Genomic DNA, 24,485 nt, shown 5'->3' with positions numbered 1-24,485 from the left:
CACTCCGCCATCATTCCTGACATTCCGGCACGGTTCGTGAGACCCTGCAAACCATTGACCTAGCTCACCGAGCCATGTTGGCGAACCGCGACAGGTGCAGCTGGTGTGCGACAGTCACCGTCTTGGTCGGACCGTTACGGTGCTTGGCGAGAATGAAATCCGCCTCTCCGCCGCGTGGATCGTCACGGTCGAAGGCGTCCGGCCGGTGCAGCAGAATGACGACGTCAGCGTCTTGTTCGAGGCTTCCCGACTCGCGCAGATCAGACAACATCGGCTTCTTGTCGGTGCGCTGCTCGGGACCGCGGTTGAGCTGGCTGATCGCGACGACCGGAACCTCGAGTTCTTTGGCAAGCAGCTTGAGTTGCCGCGAGAATTCCGACACCTCGACCTGCCGCGACTCGTGCTTCTTGCCCGAGGTCATCAGCTGCATGTAGTCGACCACCACCAGACGCAGGTTGGCCTTCTGCCGCAGCCGGCGCGCCTTGGCGCGGATCTCCATCATGGTCATGTTCGGTGAGTCGTCGATATACAGTGGCGCCTCGCTGATTTCGCTCATCCGCCGGGCCAGGCGCGTCCAGTCGTCGTCGGTCATTCGGCCCGAACGCATGTCGGAGAGCTTGATTTTGGCCTCCGCCGACAACAGCCGCATCACGATCTCGGACTTGCTCATCTCCAGGGAGAAGATGATGCTGGCTTGGCGGTGTTTGATCGAGCACGACCGCAGGAAGTCCAACCCGAGGGTGGAGTTGTGGGTCGGCACCATGCCGCGGCCGGCCAGATAAAGATGCGCGGCGTTGTCCACCTCGACGCAGCGCACCGCAACACTGGGGACCCGGCGCACCGAGACGACCCGCAATACCGGTGCCAGCGTGGCGGTGGGCCGACCTCCGGCACAGCGCAGCCCGGAGCCGGTCGGTGCGATCGTGTCCAGCCCACAACGCAATTGAGTTGAGGTTCGGATCCCATGGCCGGTCGGCCACTGATGTTCGGCATCGGCGACAATGATTGTGCCGTCAGAGAATTCGATCTGATAGCACGGGTGGCCCAACATGACGCCGGTCGCTCCGACGACCCGCGTCGGTAAGCCGTCGGCATCGAGCAACTCATCGCCGACGGCGACGTCGCCCATCGTGGTCCAACCGGCCGGTGTGGGCAGCGGCGTGTCCAGCGCCAGCGCCTTGCCCACTCCCGGACGCGCCGCGACAATGATCATCTGCCCCGGATGCAGGCCGTTGGTCACCTCGTCCAGTTCGCTAAAGCCCGTCAGCACACCGCGCGAGACGCCGCCATTGGAGGCGATGGCGTCGATCTCGTCCATCGTCGGCTGCAGCAGATCCTCAAGCGGCACAAAGTCTTCCGACAGCCGCCTGTTGGCGACGTCGTAGATTTCCGCCTGGGCGCGGTCGACCACCTCGGCCACATCGGCACCCTCGGCACCGGCATAGCCGTACTGCACCACCCGGGTGCCCGCCTCGACCAACCGGCGCAACACCGCCTTCTCCGCGACGATGCTGGCGTAGTAACCCGCATTGGCGGCGGTCGGCACGGTCGAGATCAGGGTATGCAGATACGGTGCTCCGCCGATGCGGCGCAGTAGCCCGCGACGGTCCAGTTCGGCAGCGACCGTCACCGCGTCGGCCGGCTCGCCGCGCCCATACAGGTCGAGGATGGCGTCGTAGACGTTCTGGTGGGCAGGACGATAGAAATCACCGGGCCGTAGCCTTTCCAGCACATCGGCGATGGCGTCCTTGCTCAACAGCATCCCGCCCAGTACGGACTGTTCCGCGGCAAGATCCTGCGGGGGTTGGCGGCCGAAGTCCTCACTGGGAGGCGGGGCATCCATTCCGGGGTGAGCGAGATCGTCGACGACCGCCATGGGTCCTCACCTCCTCCGACACGAGCATCCGAACACACATTCGACCGCCGATAATCAGAGCGTAAATCAAGGCTCCGACAACAATCCCCACTCCCAGCTCGGTTGGCCGGCTAGCCGACGGGTCGCTACGCCACCCACATCGTCACCGCCCCAGCTCAATTTGCCGCCCGAAGGCGCCCGCATCGCCTGCGCCGGGACGACGCTAAACGTTGCTGGCCGGTCCTCCAAGGGGCCGTTGTTTATGGACCTGTGCATGGTGTGTGCATATCCGTTGACCCCTGTGTTGAACGGGGTGTGCAAAACCTGTGGATCAATGCGGGCTGTTGCAATATCACTGCAGATAAACGCCGTACAACGGCACACGTATTGTGTGGACAACAATCTCCCCGGCGTGTCGGGCCAGGTTACCGCCTCGGGCGTGTTGGTTTTCGCCGAGATTTTCGGCGAGTTAAGCCTCGGTAACGGCGAGCGCGCCAAGACACCATCGGAAAAGTTCGCCAGCGGCAACCTGTTCGGCAACGCGCTGGGCCGGCCGGCGGCCGGTTACGGGCAACCGCGACTTTCCTATCGACCGCATCAGTCTCTACAGGTTCGTGGTGTGCACCAGGTCGGCCAGCGACCCGTCTGAAAGATACGATTGCCGGCCCAGGACTTCGCTGGCCGCGGAAACCGAGCGGCCGAGGGACGCTAAGATTCCGCGACGACGTCGAGCGCGATCTCGACGTCGACTTCCGGGTGCAGGTGCACCACCACCGGATGCGTGCCGACCGCCTTGATGTGGGCCTTGGGCAGCCGGAGCATCCGCTTGTCGAGGTTCGGGCCGCCCGCTTTCTTGATGGCGGTGACGACGTCGCCCGCGGTCACCGAACCGAACAGCTTGCCGGAGTCGCCCGCCGTTTTCACCGTCAGTGCGACCGGGCCAAGCGATTCGATGGCCGCCTTGATTTCGTCGGCATGCTCGCGGTCGCGCACCGCTTTGGATTCGCGGGCGCGGCGGATGTCGTCGGCCTGCCGTTGGGCACCGCGTGAGGCCGTGATCGCCAGGCCGCGGGGCAGCAGGAAGTTGCGGCCGTAGCCGTCCTTGACCTCCACCGTGTCGCCGACGGAACCAAGGTGGTCAACGTCGGCCGTCAGAATCAGCTTCATCGTTTGCGTACTTTCGTTGGGCTTGCAGCGCTGACGGTCGGCTAGCGCGCCGACGAGGTAAAGGGCAGCAGCGCGACTTCACGGGCATTCTTCACCGCGGTTGCGATGTCTCGTTGGTGCTGAACACAGTTGCCGGTGACCCGGCGTGCCCGGATCTTGCCGCGCTCGCTGATATAGGTCCGCAGCAGCGCGGTGTCCTTGTAGTCGATCTTCTGATCCTTCTTCGCGCAGAAGACGCATTTGCGCGCCTTGACCGGCTTTTCCGGAGCCGGGCGGCGCTTGCTGGACTTGGCCATGGGTTTTCTTTCTTTCCGTAGCTCGGTGAGGGGAAGCGATTTCGATCAGAAGGGCGGCTCGTCGTCGCCGCCGAATGAGCCCGAGGCAGGAGCGCTGCCCCACGGGTCGTCGCCGGGGCTGGGTGCGCCGCCGGCCGGCGCGGACGCCGGTCGGGATCCGCCACCGCCGCCAAAGCCGCCGCCGCCGCCACCACCACTTCGGCTGGCCTTGTTGACTTTGGCGGTGGCGTATCGAAGCGACGGCCCGATCTCGTCGACCTCGACCTCGACGACAGTGCGCTTCTCGCCCTCACGGGTTTCGAACGAACGCTGCTTGAGCCGGCCGGTGACGATGACCCGCGCCCCCCTGGTCAGGCTTTCCGCCACGTTTTCGGCGGCCTCCCGCCAGATGTTGCAGCGCAGGAAAAGCGCCTCGCCGTCCTTCCACTCACCGGTCTGCCGATCGTAGATCCGGGGCGTCGACGCGACGGTGAAATTCGCGACGGCGGCGCCCGACGGCGTGAACCGTAGCTCGGGATCGGCGGTCAGGTTTCCGACGACGGTGATGGTGGTGTCACCAGCCACAATAGTTCTCCTTGTTCCGCCCGATCCTCGCCTGGCGGGTAGTCATGAGCATCTTTGACTCGAGCCTATGCAACGGGGCTGACACCGACGGCTGGTGCTCGATTTGCCCGGCTCCTCCGCCCCCACTTTGCGGCCGCATCGTCGCCGGGCTAGTGCTTGTCGGCGCGCATCACCTTGGTGCGCAGTACCGACTCGTTGAGGCTCAGCTGGCGGTCCAGTTCCGATACCGTCGCCGGGGCAGCCTTCAAGTCGACGACGACGTAGATGCCCTCGGAGTGCTTGGCGATCTCGTAGGCCAACCGCCGCCGGCCCCAGATGTCGACCTTTTCGACTTTTCCGCCGTCTTTTCGGACGACGTTGAGGAACGTCTCCAGGGACGGGGCGACGGTGCGTTCGTCGAGAGTGGGATCGAGGATGATCATGATTTCATATGGACGCATAGGGACCTCATCACCTCCTCTGGTCTTAGCGGCCACGGTCGGTCCGTGGCAGGAGGGTCGCCTGCGTCGGCAACCGTCCCAGGGTACCGGACAACGCGCCGACCAGAAAAATCGCTGAACGAAGCCGCGGGTTGCGCCCAGATTGCGACCGGGTTCTTGGTCTGGCGCCGAATCGCAACCCGCACCGCAATCTCGGTGCTTGCCATGAATTCAGTCACTTCCGGCGGCGCAGGAATTCGGCGGCCCTCGCCCGCGTCGCCTCGTCGGCATCGGCCAGCGATCCCGAGGCGAACGGCGGCCGCGGGTCGTATTCGATGAGCAACTGGGCGGCCTGGGCGGCTTCCCGGTCAACCAACAGCTCGACCAATCGCAAAGCCATGTCGATGCCGCTGGAGACCCCGGCGGCGGTGATGATGCGCTGCGGCAGGTGTTCGACGACGCGGTCGGGCACATACCGCGCGCCCAGCTCGTTGAGCTGCTCTGCGGCGCGCCAATGCGTCGTGGCGGTCAGGCCGTCGAGCAGCCCCGCGGCGGCGAGCAACAACGCTCCGGTGCACACCGAGGTGGTGAATCTGGTGTGCGGGTGGACCGATTGCAGCCAGCCGCGAATGATGCCATCGTCCAGCAACACCCGGGTTCCGATGCCACCGGGAAACACCACGACGTCGGGTGTGCCGACTTCGTCGAAGGTGGCATCGCAGACAAGTCCGAGCATGCCGTTTTCGGTGCGCAGCTCGCCGCGTCGGTGCCCGGCAAAAACCACGTCGATCGACGGAATACGTTGCAGGACTTCATAGGGACCGACGGCGTCCAACGCGGTGAACCGCGGGAACAGCGGGATCGCGACCTGCATCAGGGCTCCCGCACGGCAATAGCGGCAGGCGCCGTCAGCTCCGGCCGCGATGCGACTGGGCGCAGCCAGTTCGGCAGCCAGCCGGGTGCGGCGTCCGGGGCGCGGTCGTAACCACCGCCCGCGGGATCGTCGATTCGCCCATTCCAGCGCACCAGATCCTCCCGGGGTCGATATATCTGTCGAATTATCAACGCACACAGCACGATCACGGCAATGTCGCGCAACAACACCGTGGTGGTGAACCACTGCTGGGGCAGTGAGCGGTTCGGGTTGCCGTAGAGGTAATACATCCGCGGAACCCACACCAGCGCGTCAATTGTCATCCACGCCAACAGAATCCGGCGGTGCGGCAGGGCAAGCACGGCCAGCGGTACCAACCACAGCGAAAACTGGGGGCTCCACACCTTGTTGGTCAACAGGAAGACCGCCACCAACAGAAACATCAGCTGCGCCACCCGCGGCCGCTGTGGAGCAGTAAGTGCGATGTAAGCGATTGCGGCACAAGACATTGCGAACAGCACCGTCACGACCGCGTTCAGCACCATCGGCGGCTCCCAGAAGCCCAGCGCGGGATCGAAGCCCCGCCAGCCGGTGTAGGACTTCACGACGTTGTACAGCGAATCCATGTCGTCACCGCGCCGGGTGTTGAGCCGGAAGAACTCCGACCAGCCCCGCGGATAGAGCACCATGATGGGCAGATTGACCACCAGCCAGGTCACCGCCGCGGCCAGCGCCGTGCGGCCCGCGGCCCCCAGGCGCCCGGTCCGAATTCCCAGCACCACCAGCGGGCCCAGGAACAGCAGCGGATACAACTTGGCCCCAGCGCCCAATCCGATCAGCAGCCCCGCCAGCCACGGTTTGCGCCGAGCCCATGCCAGCAGTCCACCCATCGCGAAAGCCGTCGCCAGTGCGTCGAAGTTGGTGAATATCTGAAAAATCAGCAGTGGCGATCCTGCCACCAACGCGGCGTCCCAGATACGGCGGCCGGCCAGACCCGAGGTGGCCCACACGGTAGCCAGCCAGGCCATCGCCAGCCCGAACGCCGCGGCGTTGAAGAACATCACCACTTCGGCGATCACCGGCAGCGGCGTGACGTTGCTCAACGCGGTGTAGGTCTTGGCGATAGCCATCGCGACGTACTGGTATACCCCGGTCAGCACCGGGTATTCCATATGGCGCACCGCGAGCTGTCCGTTGTATTGGATCTGCGGTGCGCCGGTGCTGTCCGTCTCGACCCAGCTGGACTTGTAGGGAAACCTGCCCTGGCTCAACAACTCTGCGCCATAGAGCGGCACGGTGTCGGAATAGCACAATTCGTAGTAGGCGCGCTGGTTGTCCCAGTTCGCCACTCTCTTGTCGCCCGGCCCGGTGCCGGTGGTCTGTAGGCAAGCGGCCTTCGTCGACCAGCCGAGCGCCAGGAACACGAGCGCGATCACGAACATCACCCGCAACGGAGTCATGAACCGGGCGCGCCCGATCAGCGCGTGCCGGCCCACCGGTCCGCCGATGACGTCGGCCAGAGCAGCGCCCAAAACATCGGTGCGGCTGGGGCAATCGCGGTGATCTTCGCTACGCAGATCGGCGGCCAACGGCTGGGGTGAGACGGTTGCGCGCTGGGTACGGATGGCCGTCACGGTGGCGGCGTGGGATTGTCAGCCGGCGGTGGCACCGACGGCGGCCCGGGCGCGAGCGTCACGGTGGTGGGCGGACCGACGGGGATGGTGATCCCGGGTGCTACTTCGACGGTGGGCTGAATGACGGTCTCCGACGGCGGCGCGGCAGACGGCGGGGGCGGTGCGGGCACCCCGGCGTAGCCGCCTATCTCGGTGGGCTTGGGGAAGCTCTCGTTGTCGGTCCCTTTCAGGGCGCCGTCCATGGTCGCCTTCCAGATGTCCGACGGCAGACCCGAGCCGTAAACCGCTGCGCCAGAGGCGGTCACCAGCGGCTGGTCGCCCTTGACCGTCCCCACCCAGACCGCGGTGGACAGCGACGGGGTATAGCCGACCATCCAGGCGTCTTTGTTGGCGGTGGTGTCACCCAACTGCACCGTGCCGGTCTTGGCCGCCGACGGCCGGCCGCCGGCCAGGCTGTGGCCGCGTGAATAGCCCGCGATCGGCATCATCGCCGCAGTCACGTTGTCGGCCACGGCCTTCGGGATGCGTTGCTCACCGGAGTTGTCCTGGTTGGCAGCGTCGAAGAGGACCTGACCTTCGGCGTTGACTACCTTTTGGACGAAGTGCGGCCGGTGATAAATGCCCGACGCGGCCAGCGTGGCGTACGCCGTCGCCATATCGATCACCCGGGTTTGATACTGGCCCAACACAATCCCGTTGTTCGGCGGGCCGCCCTTGCCATCCTCGGACAGCGTGTGGGATATGCCCGGGAAACTGGTGGCCACACCAGCCTGATGCGCGGCGTCCGCGACGGCCTGGGGGCCGCCCTTCAGTTTGAGCATCAGCCGGTAATAGGAGGTGTTCAGCGACATCTTGAGCGCCTCGGCGATGTTGCACGTCCCGCAAGCCTCGCCGTCGACGTTGGTGATCTTGATACCGTCGACCGTTAGCGGTGAACTGTCGACCTGATAGCCCAGCCCGATCCCCTGCTCGAGGGCGGCCACCAACGCGAACACCTTGAAAGACGATCCGGTCTGCAATCCGGCCTGGGCGAAGTCGTAGCCGTTGGCGTTATCGCCGCCGTAGTAGGCGCGCACGCCTCCGTTGTGCGGGTCGATGGACACCACCGCCGCCCGCATATCGGGATCCTGCCCGTCGAGGTATTTGGCCACCGCCTTTTCGGCGGCCCGTTGGGCTTGCGGATCGATCGTGGTGGTGACCTGCAACCCCTGGGTGTTCAGGGTTTGCTCATCGATGTTGAACAGTTCCAATAATTCCTTGGTCACCTGGCGTTCGATCAGCCCGTTGGGGCCGGTGGTCTGGTTTTCCGCGCTGGCCTGCTCGGGCGGCACAGTCTTGGGAAACTGCTGTTCGGCGCGATCCTGGGCGGACAGGGACTTGGTCTCCACCATGCCGTCGAGCACCCAATTCCACCGGGTGAGTGCGCCTTCCGGGTCGACCGCCGGGTCCAGCGTGGAAGGCCGCCTGATCAGCGCCGCCAGCAACGCCCCCTCGGAGACGGTGAGCTGCTCGACCGGCTTGTCGAAATAGGCCTTCGAAGCGGCCGAGATTCCGTACGCGCCCCGCCCGAAGTAAATGATGTTCAAATATGCCTGCAGCACGTCGTCTTTGGACCACTCCCCCGACATTTTGGTCGCGATGACCAACTCCTTGGCCTTGCGCATCAGGCCGCTCCACCCGTGCTGCGCGGAACCGACCAGCGCGTTCTTGACATACTGCTGAGTGATCGTGGAGCCGCCCTGCAGATCGCCGCCGAACAGGTTGTTCTTGACCGCACGCGCAAAACCGCTGAACGAGAAGCCGGGGTTCGAGTAAAAGCCGCGGTCCTCGGCGGCGATCACCGCCTGGCGTACGTGTACCGGAACTTGGCTGAGGTTGACGTCAACGCGATTGCCTTCGGGGGGAACGATTTTGGCGATTTCTGAGCCGTCGCTGGCCAAGATTGTGGAGACCTGGTTCGTGCGGATGTCCCCGGGCCGGGGCACGTCGACGATGAAGTAAGCCATGGTGAAGGTGATGATCGGCAGCAAGACAATTGCCGCTGCGGCCAGGCCGGCCGACCGTCGAACCCACTTCCAGCTGACCTGCTGGACCCAGTCGGGCCTCGGCCGGGGCGACCGAGCGCCCGCCGGCCCGCGTTGGCCAGGCCGACCCGGTGGCCCCGGTGGCCCCGGGGGACCACCTGCGCCGCTCAGCCGCTCGTCCCGAGGGCGCGGCTCAGGACTGTTCAGCGCAGCCTTGACCTGCTCCAGTGGGTCGCGAAGCAGGGGTGTGGACGGCGGATTGTCCAGCGCGGCCCGGACTTCCTCGATGGGGTTCGAGTGCCCAGGCCGGTCATCGGTCACCGGCGGGATGATCGTGGTCATTCGATCGTCGGGCGGAACCTGGCGGCGGGGGGCCGCCGACAGACGCTCCCCCTCTGGGCGACCGGGGTTCCCGCGAGGTTGGTCCACACCCTCAGTCGCCGGCCCGCCTGCAGCGTCACTCGACGATTGGTGGTGACGCCCTTCGCTATTCACTGGCCGTGCGGGCGCCGTTGCGCGCCGTCCGCGTTCGAGCAGCCCCCCTCGGGGCCCTTGGGGGTCGCGCCGGCCGCGCTGGACGTGCTGCGCCCAGGACATACGACTTGACCAGGTGATTCCAACTGCAGGTCCGGCACACCTCCACAACGTGCACCGCAAACTCCGTGAACCGGGTAGCGAGCATGACCAGTTCCTCGGCGGTCCGCGCCGAGCCCGAGATCGCGCCGAGGTGCTCGCCGAACACCCAGGACACAATCGTCAGCTGTTCCTTGCGGCAGATCGGACAGACCACCCGGCTTGGTTTTCCGTGAAACTTTGCGGCGCGCAGCAGATAGGGATTTGCGTCACAGACCTCGGAGACGCCGGTGCGCCCCGAGTACACCTCGGCCAGCAGTGAACGCCGGCGAAGCGCATAGTCCACCACCTGTCGCTGCAGTTGCACGCTGACCAGAGTACGTCGCTTTCGCGTCGTGACGATGCAGCCCGGCACGGCCTGGGCACATCCCGGGCAGGCGCGGCAGCACCCCGACCCGCGCCACCGACCTGCAACCGATGCTCTATCGCGTCCCCGCAAGCTCGACTTCTACGATCATCCCCGTGGCGAAATGGCTGGGCGCACCGCTTGCTCGTGGAGGATCGACGGCAACCCGGGCCAAGGACACCGACCGCCAAGACGCCTGCCAGATTCTTGACGCCGCCCTCAACGAGGGCCAGCTCTCGATGGAAGAGCACCGCGATCGGGTGAGCACCGCCACCAAGGCCGTGACGCTGGGCGACCTGCAGGACCTGATCGCCGATCTGCAGTCCGAGAGTGCACCCGCGGAGGTTCCCGCACTCAAGTCGCGGGCGCGGCGCAACGGATTGGGGCTGCTGGCGGCCGCATTCGGGGTGTCGGTGCTGTTGGGTGTCGGCATCGGCTGGGGTCTGTACGGCAACACCAGCTCACCGCTGGATTTCACGACGGATCCGGGAGCCAAGCCTGACGGTGTCGCGGCCGTGGTGCTGACCCCGCCGAAGCAGCTGCACTCCCTCGGCGGGCTCACCGGTCTGCTGGAGCAGACGCGCAAAAGGTTCGGCGACACCATGGGGTACCGCTTGGTGATCTATCCGACGTACGCGGTGCTCGATCGCAAGGACCCCGCCGACGACCGCAGGGTGCTGAGTTACACCTACCGCGGCGGCTGGGGCGATCCGACCAGCTCCGCCAAGGGCGGTGCCGATGCTGCCCTGGTCGACCTGGGCAAGTTCGACGTGAAGGCGACGGTGGGGATCATGCGGGGCGCCGCGGAGACGTTGGGCATGAAGCAGTCCGACGTCACCAACATGTACCTGGTCATCGATCCGGCCGAAGACCCCACTACGCCCGGGGCACTGTCGCTGTCGGTGTATGTTTCCAGCGACTACGGCGGCGGCTATATCGTCTTCGCTGGTGACGGCACCGTCAAACAGGTGAGTTATCCGTCGTAGCGAAGCCGGCAGTCGGCGTGGGCAGGTCCCCCACACGTGACGAACAACTCACCAACGCCGCGTGGTGTTGTGGCAAATATATCGAAACGATACGATGACGCGAGGCGTCGAATCGTTAAGTAGTTCACGCAACCAGCAGCCATACGCAGCCATACAAAGGGGGTGACTCGATGCTGGAACTTGCCATCCTGGGCCTCTTGATCGAGTCGCCCATGCACGGCTACGAGTTGCGTAAACGGCTGACCGGCTTGCTCGGCGCATTCCGGGCATTCTCGTACGGCTCGCTATATCCAGCACTGCGGCGGATGCAGACCGAGGGGCTGATCGCGGAGAATGCCGCGCCCGCGGGCACGCCGGTGCGGCGCGCACGCCGCGTCTACCAGCTGACCGACGAGGGCCGGCGACGCTTTGCCGAACTGGTCGCCGACACCGGCCCGCACAACTACACCGACGACGGCTTCGGGGTGCACCTCGCGTTCTTCAACCGCACCCCGGCCGAGGCTCGGATGCGCATCCTGGAAGGCCGTCGCCGCCAAGTCGAAGAGCGCCGCGAAGGCCTGCGCGAAGCGGTGGCGCGGGCCAGCAGCTCGTTGGACCGCTATACCCGGCAACTGCACCAACTCGGGCTCGAGTCCAGCGAGCGTGAAGTCAAGTGGCTCAACGAGCTCATCGCCGCAGAACGGGCAGCGCCCAATCACGCCGAACAGACGTGAACTCTGCACAACAGCCCCTGCACATAACCACACAAGACACTGCCCGAAGCTATGAGGTTAGGAGAACGCCCGAATGAGTGAGTACAAGCCGTTAGGGGCGCCGGAGGCGCAGCCTGAGGTACGGGTCGCCATTGTCGGCGTCGGCAACTGCGCGTCCTCGCTGGTCCAGGGCGTCGAGTACTACCACAACGCCGACGAAAACTCGACGGTGCCCGGGCTGATGCACGTGCGGTTCGGTCAGTACCACGTCCGCGACGTGAAGTTCGTGGCCGCTTTCGACGTGGATGCGAAGAAGGTTGGCTTCGACCTGTCGGAGGCGATCTTCGCCTCGGAGAACAACACCATCAAGATCGCCGACGTGCCGCCGACCGACGTGGTGGTGCAGCGTGGCCCGACATTGGATGGCATCGGCAAGTACTACGCCGACACCATTGAGCTGTCCGACGCCGAACCCGTCGACGTGGTCCAGGTGCTCAAGGACGCCAAGGTCGACGTGCTGGTCTCCTACCTCCCGGTCGGTTCGGAAGAAGCCGACAAGTTCTACGCCCAGTGCGCCATCGATGCCGGGGTGGCGTTCGTCAATGCGCTGCCGGTGTTCATCGCCTCCGACCCGGTGTGGGCTAAGAAGTTCGCCGATGCCGGGGTGCCGATCGTCGGTGACGACATCAAGAGCCAGGTCGGGGCGACGATCACGCACCGGGTACTGGCCAAGTTGTTCGAAGACCGCGGCGTGCAGCTGGACCGCACCATGCAGCTCAACGTGGGCGGCAACATGGACTTCCTCAACATGCTGGAACGGGAACGGCTCGAATCGAAGAAGATCTCCAAGACGCAGGCGGTCACCTCCAACCTGCAGCGCGAGTTCAAGACCAAGGATGTGCACATCGGCCCGTCGGACCATGTCGGCTGGCTCGACGACCGGAAGTGGGCTTATGTGCGGTTGGAGGGCCGTGCCTTCGGTGACGTGCCGCTGAACCTGGAGTACAAGCTCGAGGTCTGGGACTCGCCGAACTCCGCCGGCGTCATCATCGATGCGGTGCGGGCGGCGAAGATCGCCAAGGACCGCGGCATCGGCGGCCCGGTGATCCCGGCGTCGGCCTACTTGATGAAGAGCCCGCCGCAGCAGTTGCCGGACGACGTCGCGCGCGCTCAGCTCGAAGAGTTCATCATCGGAGCCGACTAGAGCGGCTTGGTGCCGAATGGGCTTGGTGGGGTAGGTGGTAATTACGCTGCGGTTGACTTGACGTGGCGGTTGCTGTCGGCATGGTGGTTGGTTACGGCCGGTTTGATAGGCATCGTCACGGGACAACCGTGCCCGCAACCGGGGCTTCAACGCACCATCAACCACCTGCAGCAGCCCCCGGATCGCCGAGCGGATCAGCGTGATCATGTCCATCGTGGCCATCGCGTCGTACAGGGTTGAGTACGTCATCCGCCGTCGGCCCATCGGCCCCGGCACCTTGGCCGCCTGCAACGTCACCTCCAGGATCTGGTTCGGCCGCGTCGAGCAAGCCGGCCCAGCGCGCATGTCCAGCGGCACGTCACAAAGCCACGCGCGAACCAGTTCCGGGACCCTGAACAGCAACGCCGATAGGAACGATTTGCGGGAGCCAGTCATACGCTACCAGTGCGAGTCATGTTCCGAAAATTGCGACCAATGGCAGAAGTAGCCAAAGATGCGGAGGGCTGATTGCTTTCTTATTAAGCCTTCTGCGTGCGGCTCTTAATCGTCTTCATTGTCATCATCTGAATCAAAATTACGATAACGTGGATCATTATAATTGGGACGAAGAAAGTTATCGATATTTTCTGGGGAATATCTTTCTTCATCCGAGGCGGTCCATTGTGGTTTGTTTGGCCGCCCCCGTACAAAATCGCGAAGCATCTCTAGTTGTTCTGGGTCATATACATACCGGTGAGCCCGGTGACTGTTTGAAGAATTGCTAACCACTTCGTTGTACCAATTTTCGTTCAGATCATCGATGTCTGCGCCGGGTCTAGAAATGGAACGCGGCCACAATCCCTCCTCTGTCGTTACGACGAAGTATTCCTGAAGTGATTCGCCCGCCCAGGGATTCTCTCCTCCAACGTCTTGCGAAGAAAATGGGTTGATCTGTTCTGAATCGGAAGCGCGGACACTACCATTCTCGTAGCTCGGGTCAAAGTTATCCGGCTCGCGTTCAAAGTAGACCTCGGGCACACCCAGTTCTATCAATCGGGACGGATCAACTGACGAAATTGGGGTTACTGAAAATACCGCATCGAGATTGGTCACCTCATCATGGCTTTCTTCGATACGAGGGTTGTAAATGCTATTCGGATCGTAACTTGTGTCGTTCGGATTATAATCAGTGTAAACAAAGACGCGTCCTTGCTCCGGCTCTGGGTTATTGCCTCCGCCATTGATTTCGTTGAGATTGCCCCCGCCGCTGCTCGGACCAACTGAGTCTGAGTTTCCGCCGGAACCACTACCGTCGGTGGAGCCGAGGTCGCTGCTCGAACAAAAGTGCTGCTTGAAGCCATCGTGGGCCGTTAAATCGATATCGAGTCTGCCAACACTGAAGCTATCGAGATCGGCGGCGGTAGCTGCGGCGCCTCCACTGCACAAAGTTAGCGCCCCTAAAGCTGCAACTGCAACACCAAGCTTCCGAGGCTGTTTGGCCGTCGCTTCCTTGCCCTTGGATTGATTGAACAGAGCAGCATCGGACTCGGCCGCCCCGACACCAAAACAATTTTCTGTGTTACCGTCTTTGGACATTACTAACTAATAACCTTTCCAATCACATTGGCTCCGTAGCCGGCTGTTGAATGATTCGACGTAGCTACTACTCCACGGAGTTCCTGCCGTATGCAGGACAGTCCGACTTGTCTTCGCAAAATGACTGCGGTGCCTAGGAAATGAGCTGTGGGGAAATAAACTCTGGGCCATTATCATCTGGATAAACTTCGGTAAGGCAGAAGTTGCTGTTCGAATCCGGCGAGGGTCACGCAATTCTGGAACAAATACTCACTTGCGTCAATTGCGATCAACAATCGATTCATATCCTTAGGTTATGAAACCGCACCTTCTCGGTCACGGCGTTCCGGAAAGGTTGGCGCGTGGCTCGGTGACCTTTGATATGACCGCCAACTCAGCCCGCGCGTCGACAGGCGCGTCGGCCGCCGTCGATAACAACACCGTCAGCCATGCCAATGAGTCGGCGGCCCCCGTCGCCTGGCACCGGCGACGCGAGGTCGACCAACCCGCGACACCGAGCGATCAGGACCGCGTCCGCTGACGCCAGGGCGGAGATTTCGCAACCTACACCCGTACGTAAGCGCCCCTGAAACTGCGAATATCGAGGTCGACATGACGACCCGATATCAGCGTGGACCAGACGTCGACAGTCACCGCCGCGTGACCCTCGGGCATGACTCGTAGAGTCAGAGCCGTGACCGAGATTTCCGACGACGAACTCGGCGGGCTCTCCGAGTTCGATCTGCTGGCCGAAAACGCCGAGCAGGCGGGTGCTACCGGCCCACTGCCGGACGTCGAGCGGGTGGACGCCGGCACCGCTGCGGGCAGAATCAGTGCGCTGCGCTGGGGCGGCCCGTCACCGCGAGTGGTCTTCCTGCACGGCGGCGGCCAAAATGCGCATACCTGGGACACCGTGATCGTCGGCCTCGGCGAACCGGCGCTGGCGGTGGATCTGCCGGGGCACGGTCATTCCGATTGGCGCGAGGACGGCGACTATTCGCCGCAGCACAATGCCGACGCCCTGGCCCCGGTGCTGCGTGAGCTGGCGCCGACGGCCGAGTTGGTCGTGGGCATGTCGCTGGGCGGGCTGACCGCGATCCGGCTGGGTGCGGTCGCCCCCGAGCTCGTCGAGGAACTCGTCGTCATCGACGTCACGCCGTCGGCGCTGCAGCGACACTCCGAGATGACCAAGCAGCAGCAGGGCACGGTGGCGCTGATGCACGGTGAGCGAGAATTTCCCAGCTTCCAGGCGATGCTCGATGTGACCGTCGCCGCGGCGCCGCATCGCGAGGTGAAGGCGTTGCGCCGCGGCGTGTTCCACAACTCCCGCCGACTCGACGACGGCAACTGGACCTGGCGCTACGACGCCATCCGCAGCTTCCCGGATTTCGCCAGTTTGTGGGATGACGTCGACGCCTTGTCGGCACCCATCACGCTGGTGCGCGGCGGCCAGTCGGGCTTCGTCAGCGACCAAGACGTCGCCGAATTGAGCAGGCGCGCAACGCATTTCCGTGGTGCGCACGTCGTACCGGATTCGGGCCACTCGGTGCAAAGCGACCAACCGCGCGCGCTCGTCGACATCCTGCGCGGAGTGTTCGGCAGACGCTGAGCGCTCGGCCCTGGGCTCCGGGCCTACCGTGGTCGTATGACCTCAGCCGTGCTTCCCGATCTACCCATCCGCATCGGCGTGCAGCTCCAGCCGCAGCACGCCCCGCACTACGGCGACATCCGCGATGCCGTGCGCCGCGGTGAGGACATCGGCGTCGACATCGCCTTCAACTGGGACCACTTCTTCCCGCTCTTCGGCGATCCCGACGGTGCGCACTTCGAGTGCTGGACCATGCTCGGGGCGTGGGCCGAGCAGACGTCACGTATCCAGATCGGTGCTCTGGTCACGTGTAACTCCTACCGCAATCCGGAGTTGCTGGCCGACATGGCCCGTACGGTCGACCACATTTCAGACGGCCGACTTGTGCTGGGCATCGGTTCTGGCTGGAAACAAAAGGACTACGACGAATACGGCTACGAGTTCGGCACCGCGGGCAGCCGCCTCGACGACCTGGCCGCCGCGCTCCCCCGAATCAAGACCCGACTGACGAAACTCAATCCGCCACCCACCCGCGACATCCCGGTGCTGATCGGAGGCGGCGGCGAGCGCAAGACGCTGCGCCTGGTGGCCGAATACGCCGACATGTGGCACAGCTTCACCGCCGCCGACCAGTTCCCGGCCAAGGCCGCGGTGCTCAACCGGCACTGCGCCGACGTCGGACGGGATCCGGCCACCATCGAACGCTCGGCCGCGGTAACAGGCGGGATCGCTGAGGCCGAAGCCCTCGTCCGACTCGGGGTCACGCTGCTGACGGTCGGCTGCGACGGTCCCGATTACGACCTGACCGCCGCCGAGGCGCTCTGCAGATGGCGTGACGGTCGTTAGTTTGCGTTTGCGTCGATTTCTCCGCCAAACACCCGAACGCGCGCAGCCAGTCGTGAGAAACTTGCCAGCGCCGACAGCCGCAGCGGCTGAAAGAGACTCGACGGAAACCGACGGAACTGATGCCTAAGAAATATGGGATCAAGGAAAAAGACCAGGTCGTTGGGCACATCCTCGACCTGATTCTGACTGGCAAACTGCGCAGCGGCGATCGCGTCGACCGCAATGAAATCGCGCAGGGCTTGGGAGTCAGCCGCGTCCCGATACAAGAGGCACTGGTGCAACTCGAACACGACGGCATCGTGTCGACTCGCTATCACCGCGGGGCATTCGTCGAGCGGTTCGACGAGGCCACCGTCCTCGAACATCATGAGCTCGACGGCCTGCTCAACGGCATCGCTTCGGCACGGGCGGCAGCCAACCCCACACCGCGGATTCTGGGCCAGCTCGACGCGCTGATGCGCTCGCTGCGCACGTCGAAGGAACCACGGACTTTTTCCGAAGTCGCGCACGAATACCGTCGAACGGTCAACGACGAGTACGCCGGACCGCGGCTGCACGCGAGCATTCGCGCCTCGCAGAACCTGATTCCCCGTGCCTTCTGGCTGACCTACCAGAACGGCCGCGACGACATGCTGTCGTTCTACGAAGACGAGCACTCGGCAATACATCGGCGTGATCCGGAAGCCGCGCGGGCCGCCTGTATCGGGCGCTCCCAGCTGATGGCTCATACGATGCTGGCCGAACTGTTCCGGCGGCGAGTCTTCACCCCGCACGGCGGCATGGTGCCGGACGAGATTCCGCTACGCCTGACCGCTGTGGCGCCGGAGTCGCCGGCCGTCGGCGTGCTGGCCGGCACCCGCGAACCGTCGTCGGTCGTGCTCTGAGCCGCACGCGCCAACCGGTCGGCCGATACGGTGGCGATGATGAGTTCACGTGTGGGTGCGTGCGCCGGAATCGGGCGCAGATTGCTCGCCGCCGGCGCGACCCTATTGATCCTCGGTAGCGCCAGCCTGACGGCCGCCGCACCCGCGGCAGCAGATCGGCATCAGTGTTCGCCAGCCGGTGTGGAAAGCGCGACGGTCCTGCCCGCCAACCTGTCCAGGGCTGTCGCGGCAGGCATGGACGACGACACCGACACCACCGCGACCGTCGTTCCGTTGAGCTCGATCAATGTCAGTGCACTCGGCCTGGGCACACCGGGTGTGCTGACGGTGGGCACGCTCTCGGATGCCCCGCCGAACGTCTGCATCAACTCGACCGGACGGTTCACCGGATTCGACAACGAGCTGTTACGCGCCATTGCCGCCAAGCTTGGCCTGCATGTCCGCTTCGTCGGCACGGACTTCTCCGGGCTACTCGCCCAGGTGGCGTCGCGCCGTTTCGACATCGGCTCGGCATCGGTGAAGGCCACCGACGCACGCCGGCGCACGGTCGTCTTCACCAACGGCTACGACTTCGGCTACTACTCGCTGGTGGTGCCTCCCGGTTCGGCGATCACCAGTTTCACCGAGCTGGCCGCGGGTCAGCGTATCGGCGTGGTCCAAGGCACGGTCGAGGAGTCCTACGTCGTCGACACCTTGCACCTGCAACCGGTGAAGTATCCCGACTTCGCCACCGTGTACGCCAGCCTGAAAACCCACCAGATCGACGCGTGGGTGGCCCCGGCGAACCAAGCAGCAGCGGCCATGCGGCCGGGCGATCCGGCGGTGATCGTCGCGAACACGTTCAGTACCGACGATTTCGTGGCCTATGCGGTCGCCAAGGACAACCCCGCGCTCGTCGACGCGCTGAACTCGGGGCTGGACGCGGTGATCGCCGACGGAACCTGGGCGGATCTCTACAGCAACTGGGTTCCCCGCACGTTGCCGCCCGGGTGGAAACCCGGCTCGAAGGCCGTCGCTGCCCCGGCGTTGCCGGATTTCGCCGCAATCGCGGCCAGTCAGCACCGCAAGCCGATCCAGCCGGCCGCACCCAAGTCGACCCTGGCGCAGCTGCGCGAATCCTTTTTCGACTGGGACATGTACCGCCAGGCCATCCCGGCGCTGTTCCACACCGGGCTGCCCAACACGCTGATCCTGACCGTCAGCGCCAGCGCAATAGGGCTGGCGATCGGGATGGCACTGGCGGTCGCCGGAATCTCGCACAAGCGCTGGCTGCGATGGCCGGCCCGGGTGTACACCGATATCTTCCGCGGCCTGCCCGAGGTGGTGATCATCCTGATCATCGGGCTGGGCGTGGGGCCGATCGTGGGCGGCTTGACCAACAACAACCCCTACCCGTTGGGCATTGCCGCACTGGGGTTGATGGCCGGCGCCTATGTCGGCGAGATCCTGCGTTCGGGAATCCAAAGCGTGGACCCCGGCCAGCTCGAGGCCGCCCGTGCCCTGGGTTTCAGCTACTCGGCCGCGATGCGATTGGTGGTGGTGCCGCAAGGAATCCGGCGCGTCTTGCCGGCATTGGTCAACCAATTCATCGCACTGCTGAAAGCCTCTGCCCTGGTGTATTTTCTGGGTCTGGTGGCCAAACAGCGCGAGCTGTTCCAAATCGGCCGTGACCTCAACGCGCAGACCGGCAACCTGTCGCCGTTGGTGGCCGCGGGCATCTTCTACCTGTTGCTGACGATCCCGTTGACCCACCTGGTGAACTACATCGACGCCCGGCTTCGGCGCGGCCGCGCCAGGATCGATCCGCGGGATCCCTCCGACGTCGTCAGCTCGACCATCGGTCAGGAAGTGACGTGACCAGCGAGGCGCGCCGTACGCCGGTTTCGTTGGTTGCCAAGGATATTCATCAGGCGTTGGGCGGTAATGCGGTGCTGCGCGGCGTCGATATCGACGTCCCCGCGGGCACCACCGCGGCGGTGATTGGCCCGTCGGGGTCGGGCAAGTCGACGTTGCTTCGCACCCTCAACCGATTGCACGAGCCGAACAGCGGCGACATCCTTCTCAACGGACGATCGGTGTTGCGGGACAACCCCAACGAACTGCGCCAGCGCATCGGCATGGTGTTCCAGCATTTCAACCTCTTCCCGCACCGCAGCGTGCTCGACAACGTGGCTCTGGCACCGCGCAAACTGCGCGGTCTGTCCGCCGGCGCGGCCCGGGACCTCGCGCTGGGCCACCTGGAGCGAGTTGGCCTGAAACACAAGGCCGCTGCGCGTCCCGGCACGCTGTCGGGCGGCCAGCAGCAACGTGTTGCGATCGCCCGGGCACTGGCCATGGCCCCGCAGGTGATGTTCTTCGACGAAGCGACCTCTGCGCTGGATCCCGAAATGGTCAAGGGAATCCTGGGACTGATCGCCGACCTCGGCGCCGACGGAATGACGATGGTGGTCGTCACCCACGAAATGGGCTTCGCCCGCTCGACATCGGATGCGGTCATCTTCATGGATCACGGCAAGGTCGTGGAAGCCGGCCCGCCGGAGCAGATCTTCGAGGCCGCACAGACCGAGCGACTACAGCGGTTCCTGGCCGAGGTGCTTTAGTCGGCGCTGACAGTCACCACGCAGGTCTTCAGCGAGCGCCATGTCGGGTTAGACTGCCGACTTATGGCGGACAGCGAATCCACCGCACCTGAGGTGACGGAATTGGCGGAGGGCCTGCACCGCGCGCTGTCCAAGTTGTTCTCGATCTTGCGCCGCGGGGATCCCAACGGCGCGGTTGCCGGTGAGTTGACGCTGGCGCAGCTGTCGATTCTGGTCACCTTGCTCGATCGCGGTCCGATCAGGATGACGGACCTGGCCGCGCACGAACGAGTGCGAACCCCCACCACCACGGTGGCCATCCGCCGGCTGGAAAAGATCGGGCTGGTGAAGCGTTCCCGCGACCCATCAGATCTGCGGGCCGTACTGGTCGACATCACCCCGCAGGGGCGTGCGGTGCACGCCGAGTCACTGGCCAACCGGCATGCCGCCCTGGCCGCGATGCTCAGCCAGCTCCCCCACTCCGACCTCGACACGCTGACGAAAGCGCTGGCGCCGCTGGAACGTTTGGCCAGCGGTGAACCGGCCACCGCCACCGCGGACGATGACGCCCGCAAGCAGGCGTGAAAGCAACCGACCGCCAAGCTGATTGGTAACCGCTCGAGTCATGCCCACCGCACTCATCACCGGCGCCAGCCGTGGCATCGGTTCGGCGATTGCCACCGCCTTGGCACCGACACACACCCTGCTGCTGGCCGGTCGGCCCTCCGAGCATCTCGACGCCGTTGCGGAACGGTTGGGCGCCACCACTTTTCCAATCGACCTGGCCGACTCCGGCACGATCGAGGCCAGCTGCGAAGTGGTCGACGAACTCGACGTGCTGGTGCACAACGCCGGGTTATCCGTCCCCGGCCATGTCGCTGATTCGCACGTCGACGAGTGGCACGCCACCTTTGCTGTCAACGTCTTTGGCGCGGTGGCACTTACGCTGGCGTTGTTGCCGGCACTACGGCAAGCCCGTGGTCAGGTGATATTCATCAACTCCGGTGCCGGGCGCAATGTTTCGCCGGGCATGGCGGCTTACTCGGCCAGCAAGTTCGCCTTGCGGGCCTTCGCCGACTCACTGCGCGCCGACGAGCCCGGCCTGCGAGTGACGACGATCTTCCCCGGCCGCACCGACACCGAGATGCAGCGCGAACTGGTCGAGTTCGAAGGTGGCAATTACGATCCCACCAGGTTCCTGCGGGCCGAGACGGTGGCCGCGGTGGTCGCAAACGTGGTAGCCACCCCGCCCGATGGCCACGTCCACGAGGTTGTCGTCCGGCCCCGCTAGCGCTAGCGGGCTGCCGAGTGTGTACCATGCGACAGGTTTTCGGCGTGTCGCGTCGGCCAATTCACAGTCGGCGGGAGATTCAGACCACCAGGTTGATCAGCCGGCCCGGAACCACGATGACCTTGCGGGGCGTGGCTCCCGCCAGGAACGCCTGCACCTTTTCGTCAGCCAGCGCGGCGGCTTCGACCGCCTCGTTGTCCGCCTCGGCAGCGACCACTATCCGGCCACGCACTTTGCCGTTTACCTGTACCGGGTATTCGACGGTCTCGTCGACAAGGTATGCCGGATCTGCCTCGGGGAAGGGGCCGTGCGCCAACGAGACGGTGTGGCCCAGCCGCAGCCATAGCTCCTCAGCCAGATGTGGAGCCAACGGAGCCAGCATCAACACCAACGGTTCGACCGCCGCGCGAGGCACCGCATCACGATGCTCTTTGGTGAGGTGGTTGGTGTATTCGATGAGTTTGGCCGCCGCGGTGTTATTACGAAGTGCCGCATAGTCTTCGGACACACCGGCAATCGTGCGGTGCAGTGCCCGCAGCGTGTCGGTGTCCGATTCCGCCCTGTCGACCACCCGCGTCTCACCGGTGTCCTCCTCGACCACCAGCCGCCACACTCGTTGCAGAAAGCGGTGAGCTCCGACGACATCCTTGGTGGCCCACGGACGCGACGCCTCCAGCGGGCCCATCGACATCTCGTACACCCGCAACGTGTCGGCGCCGTATGCGTCGCAGATCTCGTCGGGTGATATCGAATTCTTCAGGCTCTTACCGATTTTGCCGAATTCCTGGAAGACCTCGATCTCGCCGCCGGAATCCGGGTAGAAAAAGCGCCCGTCGCGTTCGATCACCTGATCTGCCGGCACGTAGGATCCGCGCACGTCGGTGTAGGCGAACGCCTGAATGTAGCCCTGGTTGATGAGCTTGCGATAGGGCTCCCGTGAGCTCACGTGACCCAGGTCGTACAAGACCTTGTGCCAGAACCGCGAATACAGCAGATGCAGCACCGCGTGCTCGGCGCCACCGACGTACAAGTCGACGCCGCCGGGGTCCTCCGGGCCGTGTTCGACCGGCCGCGGGCCCATCCAGTACGCCTCATTTTCCCTGGCGCAGAACCGTTCTGAGTTATGCGGATCGGTGTAGCGCAGCTCGTACCAGGAGCTGCCGGCCCATTGCGGCATCACGTTGGTGTCACGACTGTACCGCTTGAGGCCGTCGCCGAGATCCAGTTCCACGTTGACCCAGCCGGTCGCCTTGGCCAGCGGCGGCGATGGCTCACTGTCGGCGTCATCGGGATCGAACAAAACCGGTGAATGATCTGCCACCTCAGGCAATTCCACCGGCAACGCGGTCTCGTCGAGGGCATGCGGACGTCCGTCGCCGTCGTAGACGATCGGGAACGGCTCACCCCAATACCGCTGTCGCGCGAAAAGCCAGTCCCGCAACTTGAATTCAATTCGGGCTCGACCACGGTCCTCGGACTCCAGCCGTGCGGTAATCGCCGGCTTGGCTTCCGCGACGTTCATCCCGTCGAGGTAGCCGGAGTTCACCAAGACGCCGTCTCCGGTGTATGCGGCCTGCGAAATATCGCCGCCGGCAATGACTTCCACGACCGGCAGGCCGAACGCCCGGGCGAAGTCCCAGTCTCGCTGATCGTGGCCCGGGACCGCCATGATCGCCCCGGTACCGTACCCGGCCAGCACATAGTCGGCGATGAAGATTGGCACCGGTTCGCCGTTTGCCGGGTTGATCGCGTAGCTGCCCAGGAAGACGCCGGTCTTCTCCCTGCTCTCCTGACGCTCCAGGTCCGACTTCGCCGCGATCGCTCCGCGGTAGGCGGCGACGGCATCGACCGGTGTGGCGGCGCCGTAGGTCCACGATGGGCTGACGTCTTCAGGCCAGGCTGCGGCGACCAGCTCGTCGACCCGATCATGTTCGGGAGCCAGCACCAGGTACGTCGCGCCGAACAAGGTGTCGGGCCGGGTGGTGAACACCTCGATATCGACCTGCGAGCCGGCGCGGTCACCCGCCGGAATGGTCGCCGCAAACAATGCCGCCGCGCCCGTCGAACGCCCAATCCAGTTGCGCTGCATGGTCTTGACCTGCTCCGGCCAGTCCAGCACGTCGAGGTCGTCGAGCAACCGGTCCGCGTAGGCGGTGATGCGCATCATCCATTGCCGTAGCCGCTTGCGGAACACCGGGAAGTTGCCGCGGTCGCTGCGGCCGTCGGCGGTGACCTCTTCGTTGGCCAATACCGTGCCCAGTCCCGGACACCAATTCACCATCGAATCGGCCCGGTAAACCAGCCGGTAGCTGTCGATCAGGTCGGCCTGCTCCCCCGCCGACAGCTCAGACCACCGCCGGGCATCGTCGAGAGTTCTGGCGCCGGAGTCGAATTCGGCAACCAACTCGGCAATCGGCCGGGCCCTATTGGCGTTGGTGTCGAACCACGCGTTGTAGATCTGCAGAAAAATCCACTGCGTCCACTTGTAGAACTCGACGTCGGTGGTCGAAAAGCTGCGGCGGCTGTCGTGACCCAGACCCAGCCGGCCCAGCTGCCGGCGGAAGTTCACGATGTTGGCCTCGGTCCGGGCACGCGGGTGCGTACCGGTTTGCACGGCGTACTGCTCCGCGGGCAACCCGAAGGCATCGAACCCCAATGCGTGCAGTACGTTGTGGCCCTTCATCCGGTGGTACCGAGCGAAGACGTCGGTCGCGATGTAGCCCAGCGGGTGACCGACGTGCAATCCCTCGCCGGAGGGATAGGGAAACATGTCCTGGACGAACAGCTTGTCCGCGGGCACCGGCGAACCGTCCGCGGGAGCCAGCGAGCCGACCGGGTTGGGCACGTTGAACGTCCCGAGCCGAGCCCAGCTGTCCTGCCAGGTCCGCTCTATCTTCGCCGCCAACTCGGCGGTGTAGCGGTACCGCGGCGCGTCGGATTCGGTATCCCTCACACCGGACAGGGCACCGGTCGGGTCGCCGGACGCGCTGCCAGGCGTGGTGGTCGGCGATTCGGTCACGCCCAACAGGGTATAAGGACGCCCCTTCGT

General features: G+C 64.6%; 22 protein-coding genes and 1 pseudogene. 12 read left to right on the top strand and 11 right to left on the bottom strand.

From position 1 onward, the window contains the following. Nucleotides 1–64 precede the first annotated feature (64 nt). The gene (gene dnaB, locus EET10_RS00400) at nt 65–1,876 is read right to left on the bottom strand and encodes a replicative DNA helicase (protein WP_036404826.1); all 1,812 of its coding nucleotides are present in this window, start codon (nt 1,874–1,876) and stop codon (nt 65–67) included. 370 nt (nt 1,877–2,246) lie between these two features. Between dnaB and EET10_RS00395 the strand changes: the two genes are divergently transcribed. Beyond that, nucleotides 2,247–2,504 carry a hypothetical protein gene (locus EET10_RS00395; RefSeq protein WP_036404823.1) on the top strand — a complete coding sequence of 86 codons (258 nt, stop codon included), beginning with the start codon at nt 2,247–2,249 and terminating at the stop codon, nt 2,502–2,504. 59 nt (nt 2,505–2,563) lie between these two features. On the opposite strand, the gene rplI is transcribed toward EET10_RS00395, so the two are convergent. The 8 genes and pseudogenes from rplI to EET10_RS00355 all read right to left on the bottom strand — a co-directional run bounded on the left by rplI (nt 2,564) and on the right by EET10_RS00355 (nt 9,773). Next, entirely contained in the window at nt 2,564–3,022 is a 459-nt protein-coding gene (rplI, locus tag EET10_RS00390; protein WP_036404820.1) for a 50S ribosomal protein L9, read from the bottom strand. 41 nt (nt 3,023–3,063) lie between these two features. After that, nucleotides 3,064–3,318 carry a 30S ribosomal protein S18 gene (gene rpsR / locus EET10_RS00385; protein WP_023369156.1) on the bottom strand — a complete coding sequence of 85 codons (255 nt, stop codon included), beginning with the start codon at nt 3,316–3,318 and terminating at the stop codon, nt 3,064–3,066. Nucleotides 3,319–3,363: 45 nt separating this feature from the next. Beyond that, nucleotides 3,364–3,882 (bottom strand): single-stranded DNA-binding protein, encoded by a 519-nt coding sequence (locus EET10_RS00380; RefSeq protein WP_036404817.1) that lies wholly within the window; start codon nt 3,880–3,882, stop codon nt 3,364–3,366. A gap of 149 nt (nt 3,883–4,031) precedes the next feature. Continuing rightward, the gene (gene rpsF / locus EET10_RS00375) at nt 4,032–4,322 is read right to left on the bottom strand and encodes a 30S ribosomal protein S6 (protein ID WP_023369150.1); all 291 of its coding nucleotides are present in this window, start codon (nt 4,320–4,322) and stop codon (nt 4,032–4,034) included. A gap of 214 nt (nt 4,323–4,536) precedes the next feature. Then, a complete protein-coding gene (locus EET10_RS00370; protein WP_063467335.1) occupies nt 4,537–5,175 on the bottom strand; it encodes a DJ-1/PfpI family protein in 639 nt (212 codons plus the stop codon). Beyond that, nucleotides 5,114–6,809 (bottom strand): annotated as a pseudogene (locus EET10_RS00365) (glycosyltransferase family 87 protein). The gene EET10_RS00370 and the pseudogene EET10_RS00365 overlap by 62 nt, the downstream one beginning before the upstream one ends. Beyond that, nucleotides 6,806–9,328: a transglycosylase domain-containing protein gene (locus EET10_RS00360; protein WP_122447155.1), complete on the bottom strand. Its 2,523-nt coding sequence runs from the start codon at nt 9,326–9,328 to the stop codon at nt 6,806–6,808. The pseudogene EET10_RS00365 and the gene EET10_RS00360 overlap by 4 nt, the downstream one beginning before the upstream one ends. After that, nucleotides 9,321–9,773 (bottom strand): DUF5318 family protein, encoded by a 453-nt coding sequence (locus tag EET10_RS00355; RefSeq protein WP_023369142.1) that lies wholly within the window; start codon nt 9,771–9,773, stop codon nt 9,321–9,323. Before EET10_RS00355 ends, EET10_RS00360 begins: the two co-directional genes overlap by 8 nt. Before the next feature lie 155 nt (nt 9,774–9,928). Here EET10_RS00355 and EET10_RS00350 point away from each other — a divergent pair, with 155 nt between their 5' ends. From EET10_RS00350 to EET10_RS00340, 3 genes are all read left to right on the top strand, one after another. Continuing rightward, nucleotides 9,929–10,798, top strand: coding sequence for a DUF1707 SHOCT-like domain-containing protein (locus EET10_RS00350; RefSeq protein ID WP_036404812.1), 870 nt, complete (start codon nt 9,929–9,931; stop codon nt 10,796–10,798). 170 nt (nt 10,799–10,968) lie between these two features. Next, nucleotides 10,969–11,511 (top strand): PadR family transcriptional regulator, encoded by a 543-nt coding sequence (locus tag EET10_RS00345; RefSeq protein WP_036404809.1) that lies wholly within the window; start codon nt 10,969–10,971, stop codon nt 11,509–11,511. Nucleotides 11,512–11,584: 73 nt separating this feature from the next. Next, nucleotides 11,585–12,694: an inositol-3-phosphate synthase gene (locus EET10_RS00340; protein WP_036404807.1), complete on the top strand. Its 1,110-nt coding sequence runs from the start codon at nt 11,585–11,587 to the stop codon at nt 12,692–12,694. A gap of 540 nt (nt 12,695–13,234) precedes the next feature. On the opposite strand, the gene EET10_RS29070 is transcribed toward EET10_RS00340, so the two are convergent. Further along, nucleotides 13,235–14,269: a hypothetical protein gene (locus EET10_RS29070; protein WP_136622867.1), complete on the bottom strand. Its 1,035-nt coding sequence runs from the start codon at nt 14,267–14,269 to the stop codon at nt 13,235–13,237. A 295-nt stretch (nt 14,270–14,564) separates the two neighbouring features. Between EET10_RS29070 and EET10_RS30085 the strand changes: the two genes are divergently transcribed. From EET10_RS30085 to EET10_RS00295, 8 genes are all read left to right on the top strand, one after another. Beyond that, on the top strand, nt 14,565–14,789 hold the full coding sequence (locus tag EET10_RS30085; RefSeq protein WP_036404804.1) for a hypothetical protein: 225 nt from the start codon (nt 14,565–14,567) through the stop codon (nt 14,787–14,789). Nucleotides 14,790–14,942: 153 nt separating this feature from the next. Next, complete coding sequence (locus EET10_RS00325) at nt 14,943–15,857, top strand: alpha/beta fold hydrolase (RefSeq protein WP_036404801.1); 915 nt, start codon at nt 14,943–14,945, stop codon at nt 15,855–15,857. Nucleotides 15,858–15,893: 36 nt separating this feature from the next. After that, entirely contained in the window at nt 15,894–16,682 is a 789-nt protein-coding gene (locus EET10_RS00320; protein ID WP_036404798.1) for an LLM class F420-dependent oxidoreductase, read from the top strand. A gap of 119 nt (nt 16,683–16,801) precedes the next feature. Further along, a complete protein-coding gene (locus EET10_RS00315; protein WP_036404796.1) occupies nt 16,802–17,566 on the top strand; it encodes a GntR family transcriptional regulator in 765 nt (254 codons plus the stop codon). Nucleotides 17,567–17,605: 39 nt separating this feature from the next. Then, nucleotides 17,606–19,423, top strand: coding sequence for an ABC transporter substrate-binding protein/permease (locus EET10_RS00310; protein ID WP_122501805.1), 1,818 nt, complete (start codon nt 17,606–17,608; stop codon nt 19,421–19,423). Then, nucleotides 19,420–20,166 carry an amino acid ABC transporter ATP-binding protein gene (locus tag EET10_RS00305; RefSeq protein ID WP_036404793.1) on the top strand — a complete coding sequence of 249 codons (747 nt, stop codon included), beginning with the start codon at nt 19,420–19,422 and terminating at the stop codon, nt 20,164–20,166. Before EET10_RS00310 ends, EET10_RS00305 begins: the two co-directional genes overlap by 4 nt. Nucleotides 20,167–20,229: 63 nt before the next feature. Further along, nucleotides 20,230–20,730 carry a MarR family winged helix-turn-helix transcriptional regulator gene (locus tag EET10_RS00300; RefSeq protein WP_036404790.1) on the top strand — a complete coding sequence of 167 codons (501 nt, stop codon included), beginning with the start codon at nt 20,230–20,232 and terminating at the stop codon, nt 20,728–20,730. Between the two features lie 40 nt (nt 20,731–20,770). Then, on the top strand, nt 20,771–21,436 hold the full coding sequence (locus tag EET10_RS00295) for an SDR family oxidoreductase (protein ID WP_063467339.1): 666 nt from the start codon (nt 20,771–20,773) through the stop codon (nt 21,434–21,436). Nucleotides 21,437–21,515: 79 nt separating this feature from the next. Here the strand turns inward: EET10_RS00295 and leuS are convergent, their stop codons facing one another. Next, the gene (gene leuS, locus EET10_RS00290) at nt 21,516–24,455 is read right to left on the bottom strand and encodes a leucine--tRNA ligase (protein ID WP_063467361.1); all 2,940 of its coding nucleotides are present in this window, start codon (nt 24,453–24,455) and stop codon (nt 21,516–21,518) included. Nucleotides 24,456–24,485 lie beyond the last annotated feature (30 nt).

The organism is Mycobacterium pseudokansasii (genome assembly GCF_900566075.1).
Classification (GTDB): Bacteria; Actinomycetota; Actinomycetes; order Mycobacteriales; family Mycobacteriaceae; genus Mycobacterium; species Mycobacterium pseudokansasii.
Note: the sequence above shows the minus strand (reverse complement) of the source record. Positions and strands in the feature narration are given on the sequence as shown.